Source organism: Methylorubrum podarium (assembly GCF_022179745.1).
GTDB lineage: Bacteria > Pseudomonadota > Alphaproteobacteria > Rhizobiales > Beijerinckiaceae > Methylobacterium > Methylobacterium podarium.
Window position 1 is genome coordinate 1 of sequence record NZ_BPRD01000554.1, and the last position, 6,446, is coordinate 6,446.

Consider the following 6,446-nt stretch of genomic DNA (forward strand, 5'->3'; position numbering starts at 1 on the left):
CGGCTGGCCGATCTCGTCGGCGCGCGCCTGATCCATGTCAGCACCGATTGCGTCTTCACCGGCCGCAAGGGCGATTACCGCGAGAGCGACGCGCCGGATGCGGAGGATCTCTACGGGCGCTCGAAGCTCCTGGGCGAGGTCGACTACCCGAACGCCGTGACCCTGCGCACCTCCATCATCGGCCGCGAGATCGGCAGCCGGAACGGTCTCGTCGAGTGGTTCCTGTCCCAGAGCGGGCCGGTGCGCGGCTACCGGCGGGCGATCTTCTCCGGCCTCACCACCGACGAGCTCGCGCGGGTGATCGCCGACCACGTGCTTCCGAACCCGTCCCTGCGCGGCGTCCACCACGTGAGCGTGGACCCGATCAGCAAGTTCGACCTGCTCGGGATCGTCAAGGACATCTACGGCGTCGCGACCGAGATCGAGCCCGACGACGCCGTGGCGATCGACCGTTCCCTCAACTCGGACCGGTTCCGGGCGGCCGTCGGCTACGCGCCGCCCTCCTGGCCGGACCTGATCCGCAGCATGCGTCGCTTCGACGAAGCATCCTTCTCGCAGGTCCGCTGATGTTCTCGGGCAAGACACTCCTCATCACCGGCGGCACCGGTTCCTTCGGCAACGCGGTCATCCAGCGCTTCCTCGCGACGGATATCGGCCAGATCCGCGTGTTCAGCCGGGACGAGAAGAAGCAGGAGGACATGCGCATCCTCCTGCGCGATCCGCGGATCCGCTTCTTCATCGGCGACGTGCGCGAGTACAACTCGATCGCGCAGGCGGTGAAGGGGGTCGATTACATCTTCCACGCGGCGGCGCTGAAGCAGGTCCCCTCCTGCGAGTTCTATCCGATGGAGGCCGTGCGCACGAACATCCTCGGGGCCGAGAACACCCTGAACGCCGCGGTCGCCGCCGGCGTCGAGCGGATGGTGGTGCTCTCCACCGACAAGGCGGTCTACCCGATCAACGCCATGGGCCTGTCCAAGGCGATGATGGAGAAGCTGACGATTGCCAAGTCGCGCATCCTGCAGAAGGACGACACGATCCTCTGCGCCACGCGCTACGGCAACGTCATGGCCTCGCGCGGCTCGGTGATCCCGCTCTTCGTGAACCAGATCAAGGAGGGGCGCGACATCACCATCACCGATCCGGCGATGACCCGCTTCCTGATGTCGCTGGAGGATTCGGTCGATCTCGTGCTGTTCGCCTACCAGCGCGGGCGGCAGGGGGACATCTTCGTGCAGAAGGCCCCCGCCTGCACGGTGCAGGATCTGGCCGAGGCCCTGCGGACGATCTTCGAGGCGAAGAACGAGATCAAGATCATCGGCACGCGCCACGGCGAGAAGCTGTACGAATCCCTGGTCTCCCGCGAGGAGATGGCGCGGGCCGAGGACATGGACGGGTTCTACCGCATCCCCGCCGACGACCGCGACCTCAACTATTCGAAGTTCTTCACCTCCGGCGAGACCGCGATCTCGGCGGCCGACGACTACACCTCGCACAACACGCAGCGGATGAACCAGCAGCAGATCATCGATCTGTTGATGAAGCTCGACTACATCCAGCAAGCCCTGAAGCCCGACAGGCGGGCGCGGGCCGCTTCGTAGCTTCCGACTCGGGACGAGACCCTTGCGCAAGATCCTCACCCTGGTCGGGACCCGGCCCGAACTGGTCAAGATGTCGCTCGTGATCCGGGCGCTGGACCGGCTGACGAACCACGTTCTGGTCCATACCGGCCAGAACTACGATTACGAGCTCAATCAGGTCTTCTTCGACGACCTCGGCATACGCCGGCCCGACCACTTCCTCGAAGCGGCCGGACCGAACGCGGCGGCGACGATCGCCCGGGTGATCGAGCGCGCCGACGCCGTCTTCGAACAGGAACAGCCCGACGCGGTGCTGATCTACGGCGACACCAATTCGGGGCTCGCGGTGATCCCGGCCAAGCGGCGCAAGATCCCGATCTTCCACATGGAGGCGGGCAACCGCTGCTTCGACCCGCGGGTGCCGGAGGAGATCAACCGCAAGGTCATCGACCACTTGAGCGACGTCAACCTCGTGCTGACCGAGCATGCCCGCCGCTACCTCCTGGCGGAGGGGCTGCCGGCGCAGCGCATCTTCAAGGTCGGCTCGCACATGGAAGAGGTGCTCGCCGAATTCCGCCCGAAGATCGAGGCCTCCGACGTGCTGGCCCGGCTCGGGCTCGAGCCGGACCGGTTCTTCATCGTCTCCGCCCACCGCGAGGAGAACGTCGATTCGCCGGCCCGGCTGCGGGTCTTCCTGGAAGAGCTCGGCCGCCTGCACGCCGCCTTCGGCCTGCCCATCGTCGTCTCGACCCATCCGCGCACCCGTGCCCGGCTGGAGGCGGTGGGCGACCTCGCGCTCCCGGACAGCGTGCGCTTCCTGCCGCCCTTCGGCTTCATCGACTACGTGAAGCTCCAGACGAGCGCCCACTGCGTCCTGTCGGACAGCGGCACCATCGCCGAGGAGGCCGCGCTCCTCGACCTGCCGGCGGTCACCTTTCGCGACGCGCACGAGCGGCCCGAGGGCATGGATGCCGGCACGCTGATCGTGGCGCCGCTCGGCAAGGTCTCCCTCGTCGAGGCGGTGCGCGCGGTGCGCGACGGCATCGGCGAGGGTCGCCGCTTCGCGGGCTCCGTCCCGGATTACCAGGGCGGCGCGGTCTCGACCAAGGTGGTGCGGATCGTCCTGTCCTATATCGATCAGGTCAACCACACCGTCTGGTCGAAGCCCGGCCCATTCTAAATCCTGGGATTCCAAAGGGCCGCACGGCCCTTCGGCGGGTGGTCCGGGCAGCGCCCCGACGCCGGGCGAAGCCGCGTTCTACTCCGCCGCGTGCGGAAGCCCTTCGCCCGCGATCCAGGCGGCGAGGTCGTCCCGCGCCCGGTCGGTCAGCGCGCGCTTCTTGAGCGCCGCCTTCTCGGGGCCGCGCAGGCGCTTGCCCGTCTCGTTGCGCGGCATCCGCTCCAGCGGCGGGAACAGCCCGAAATTCACGTTCATCGGCTGGAACGAGCGGGGCGCGTTCGCCTCCGCCGCCTCGTTCGCCGCGAGATGGCCGCCGGTGATGTGGCCGATCAGCGCCCCGAGCGCGGTGGTCGGGGGCAGGGGGGCGAGCGCGCCGCCCTCCGCTTCGGCCACCGCGTAGCGGCCGGCCATCAGCCCGACCGCGGCGCTCTCGACATAGCCCTCGCAGCCGGTGATCTGGCCGGCGAAGCGCAGCTGCGGCCGCACCTTCAGCCGCAGGGTCGCGTCGAGCAGGCGCGGGCTGTCGAGATAGGTGTTGCGGTGCAAGCCCCCGAGCCGGGCGAACTCGGCGTTCTCCAGCCCCGGAATCGTGCGGAAGATCCGGATCTGCTCGGCGTGGCGGAGCTTCGTCTGGAAGCCCACCATGTTGAACAGGGTGCCCAGCGCGTTGTCCTGGCGCAGCTGGACGATGGCGTAGGCCTTCACCGTCGGGTTGTGCGGATTGGTGAGCCCGACCGGCTTCATCGGCCCGTGGCGCAGGGTCTCGGGGCCGCGCTCGGCCATCACCTCGATCGGCAGGCAGCCGTCGAAATAGGGGGTGGTCGCCTCCCACTCCTTGAACGCCGTCTTCTCGCCCGCGATCAGCGCGGCGACGAAGGCCTCGTACTGCTCCCGGTCCATCGGGCAGTTGAGGTAGTCCGCCCCGGTGCCGCCGGGACCCGCCTTGTCGTAGCGGGACTGGAACCAGGCCTTGCCCATATCGATCGAGTCGCGGTGGACGATCGGGGCGATGGCGTCGAAGAAGGCGAGCGATTCCCGGCCCGTCAGCGTCCCGACGGCCTCGGCCAGCGCCGGGGAGGTGAGGGGGCCGGTGGCGAGGATGGTCGAGCCCCACGCCTCCGGCGGCAGCCCCGCGACCTCCTCGCGGACGATCGTGATGTTGGGATGCGCTTCGAGCGCCGCGGTGACGGCGCGCGAAAACCCCTCGCGATCGACGGCGAGCGCCCCGCCCGCGGGGACTTGGTTCGCGTCCGCCGCGCGCATGATCAGGGAGCCGAGGCTGCGCATCTCCTGATGCAGCAGGCCGACGGCGTTGCCGTTGGCGTCGTCCGAGCGGAAGGAGTTGGAGCAGACCAGTTCGGCCAGCCCGTCGGTCTGGTGGGCGTCGGTGCCGCGATGGGGCCGCATCTCGTGCAGCACGACGGCGCGGCCACCCTGCGCGACCTGCCAGGCGGCCTCGGACCCGGCGAGGCCGCCGCCGACGATGTGGATCGGGTTCGTCATCGCGACGGGATAGAACCACGCCGGCCCGCGATCAATGCGCGCGAGCGCGACACGCCATCACTGGCATAGCGATGGCGCCGCCGACCGGGTGCGAAGAGCGCGCCGTGCAACGGGCCTCGGCCCGAGCCGAGGCGTCGAGCGAAGCGAAAGCCCGGATCTGCGCTTTCGGGACGATGCCCGGAGGCCGCGGCGGCGGCCGTCATGGGCCTGCCCTCCCACGAGCCCGCGCGACGGCGGGCGTCCGCCGAACGCGCCGGCTCCGACCGTCGGTCGGAGCCGGCGCCGATGGGTATTAACCCGCAATTGCCCACGGGTGCCACGTCGCGGCGGGTGGACCGAGGCCGCGCCCGCATTAGCGTTGCCCGCATTCCCGACATCCGGGCCGGACAAGCGGAGCGGACGGCAATGGCGATCTCTCCCGATGGGGCGCTGCCCTACGCCGCGTACGACGGCTACCTCGTCTCGCTCTATCCGTGGCAGGGGCAGCGCGTCGCGCTCCTGACGGCGGCCGACGACCTCGACGGCGAGGTCGTGGAGGACATCCTGAACAGGATCGACGCGGCCTTCGACGTCTATCGCGCGCTGACCGGTCAGGCCCCGGCGCCGTACAAGCTCTACAACGGCCTGCTGACGATCGCCGAGGTGCCCACCGCCCTCGGGGGCGCCGCGAGCGCGATCGGCTTCCTCGGCGCCACCGGCATCGAGCTCACGACCGCCGCCTTCGACCAGCTCTACGCCGGCGCGGCCGCGGACGGCACCTTCGAGCAGACCGTCTTCTACGAACTGGGGCGAAACTTCTGGTTCTACGGTCCGCAGCTCGGGCAGGTGGACGCCTTCGTCACGGGCTTCGCGATCGCCAACCGGTTCGTGTCGATGCAGGAGGCCGGCATCCCCGGCGGCGCGTTCGGGGCGCTGCCCTTCGGCGAGTTCAAGCAATCCATCCTCGAAGACCTGGCGCAGACCTTCTTCCAGGGAGAGGGCTTCACGCTCGCCAACACGCTGGGCGCGGCGACCGGCGTGCCGAACGCCAACAACTGGGGCGCCGCGGACCTGGCCGCCTCCCTGCTCTACCAGGTCTACGAGGATCTCGGCCTCGACGCCTACGCGCGCTTCTTCCAGGAACTCGCGGGCCGTCCGGCGGCGGGGACGCCGGCCGCCGCCTTCGACAACCTGGTGGCCGCGGCGAGCCAGGCGACCGGGATCGATTACGGCTTCCTGAACAAGGGCGAGGGCGTCGCCTTCATCGTCGGCGGCCGGGACGCCGACCGGCTGGAGGCCGACGGCAGCGGCAACCCGGTCCTGGGCTTCGGCGGCGACGACACGCTCGTCGGCACGGCCGGCGCCGACCGGCTGTTCGGCGATGCGGGAGACGACGTCCTGCGCGGCGGGCGCGGCGCGGACACGCTGGTGGGCGGGGCCGGCGACGACACCTACTTCGTCGACAGGCCCGGCGACCGCGTGTTCGAGGGCCGGGGACAGGGCGCCGACCGGGTCGTGGCGACGAGCAGCTACGCGCTCGACCCCGGCCAGGAAATCGAAACCCTGCAACTCGCCCGGGGCACCGGCTGCGCGCCCCTCTCCCTCGCCGGCAACGCGTTCGGCCAGACGCTCATCGGCAATGCCGGCGACAACGAGCTCGATGGCGGCGGCGGCGGCGACCGCCTCGCGGGCGGGCTCGGCTCCGACCGGCTCACGGGCGGGGAGGGCGCCGACAGCTTCGTGTTCGAGACCCGGCCCGGCCCCGGCAACGTCGATCACGTCAGGGATTTCGCGTCGCAGGAGGACGTGTTCCACCTCGACCACGCTGTCTTCCGCCGCCTCGAGACCGGCGTGCTGGCCCCCGAGCAGTTCAAGGAACTCGGCCCGGCCAAGGCGGCCAGGGCGGATGCCGACGACCGCATCCTCTACAAGCAGAAGACCGGCGAGCTGTTCTACGACGCCGACGGCAGCGGGAAGAAGGAGGCCGTCCTGATCGCGGTGCTGGACAACCACGCCGCCCTCGACCACACGGATTTCCTCATCGTGTGATCCTCCGCCGACCCTTCGCCGACCCTTCGCCCGGAGCGCATTCCGACGAAGGGGTCGCCGGGTCGTCGGCCTGCGCGTCGGGGCAGGGACCGGGAGCCGGCCCGGTCAGTGCAGCTTCGGCCGGACCAGGAACCGGTCGCGGTCGACCGAGGTGA

General features: G+C 70.0%; 5 protein-coding genes. 4 read left to right on the forward strand and 1 reads right to left on the reverse strand.

The window, feature by feature from the left end:
* The 3 genes from MFF42_RS23385 to wecB form a co-directional block, all read left to right on the forward strand.
* Positions 1 to 567: sugar nucleotide-binding protein (locus MFF42_RS23385; protein ID WP_238258142.1), on the forward strand; the 567-nt coding region annotated here is incomplete at its 5' end.
* Positions 567 to 1,601 carry a polysaccharide biosynthesis protein gene (locus MFF42_RS23390; RefSeq protein WP_238258144.1) on the forward strand — a complete coding sequence of 345 codons (1,035 nt, stop codon included), beginning with the start codon at positions 567 to 569 and terminating at the stop codon, positions 1,599 to 1,601. The genes MFF42_RS23385 and MFF42_RS23390, both read left to right, overlap by 1 nt.
* A 22-nt stretch (positions 1,602 to 1,623) precedes the next feature.
* Positions 1,624 to 2,760: a non-hydrolyzing UDP-N-acetylglucosamine 2-epimerase gene (gene wecB / locus MFF42_RS23395; protein ID WP_283206920.1), complete on the forward strand. Its 1,137-nt coding sequence runs from the start codon at positions 1,624 to 1,626 to the stop codon at positions 2,758 to 2,760.
* 78 nt (positions 2,761 to 2,838) lie between these two features.
* On the opposite strand, the gene trmFO is transcribed toward wecB, so the two are convergent.
* The gene (trmFO, locus tag MFF42_RS23400) at positions 2,839 to 4,263 is read right to left on the reverse strand and encodes a methylenetetrahydrofolate--tRNA-(uracil(54)-C(5))-methyltransferase (FADH(2)-oxidizing) TrmFO (protein ID WP_238258145.1); all 1,425 of its coding nucleotides are present in this window, start codon (positions 4,261 to 4,263) and stop codon (positions 2,839 to 2,841) included.
* Between the two features lie 405 nt (positions 4,264 to 4,668).
* Here trmFO and MFF42_RS23405 point away from each other — a divergent pair, with 405 nt between their 5' ends.
* Positions 4,669 to 6,291: a calcium-binding protein gene (locus MFF42_RS23405; protein WP_238258146.1), complete on the forward strand. Its 1,623-nt coding sequence runs from the start codon at positions 4,669 to 4,671 to the stop codon at positions 6,289 to 6,291.
* Positions 6,292 to 6,446: the final 155 nt, after the last annotated feature.

Coding starts and splice junctions, on each gene's coding strand:
- MFF42_RS23390 (WP_238258144.1), top strand. CDS start 567: ATGTTCTCGGGCAAGACACTCCTCATCACCGGCGGCACCGGTTCCTTC.
- MFF42_RS23405 (WP_238258146.1), top strand. CDS start 4,669: ATGGCGATCTCTCCCGATGGGGCGCTGCCCTACGCCGCGTACGACGGC.
- trmFO (WP_238258145.1), bottom strand. CDS start 4,263: ATGACGAACCCGATCCACATCGTCGGCGGCGGCCTCGCCGGGTCCGAG.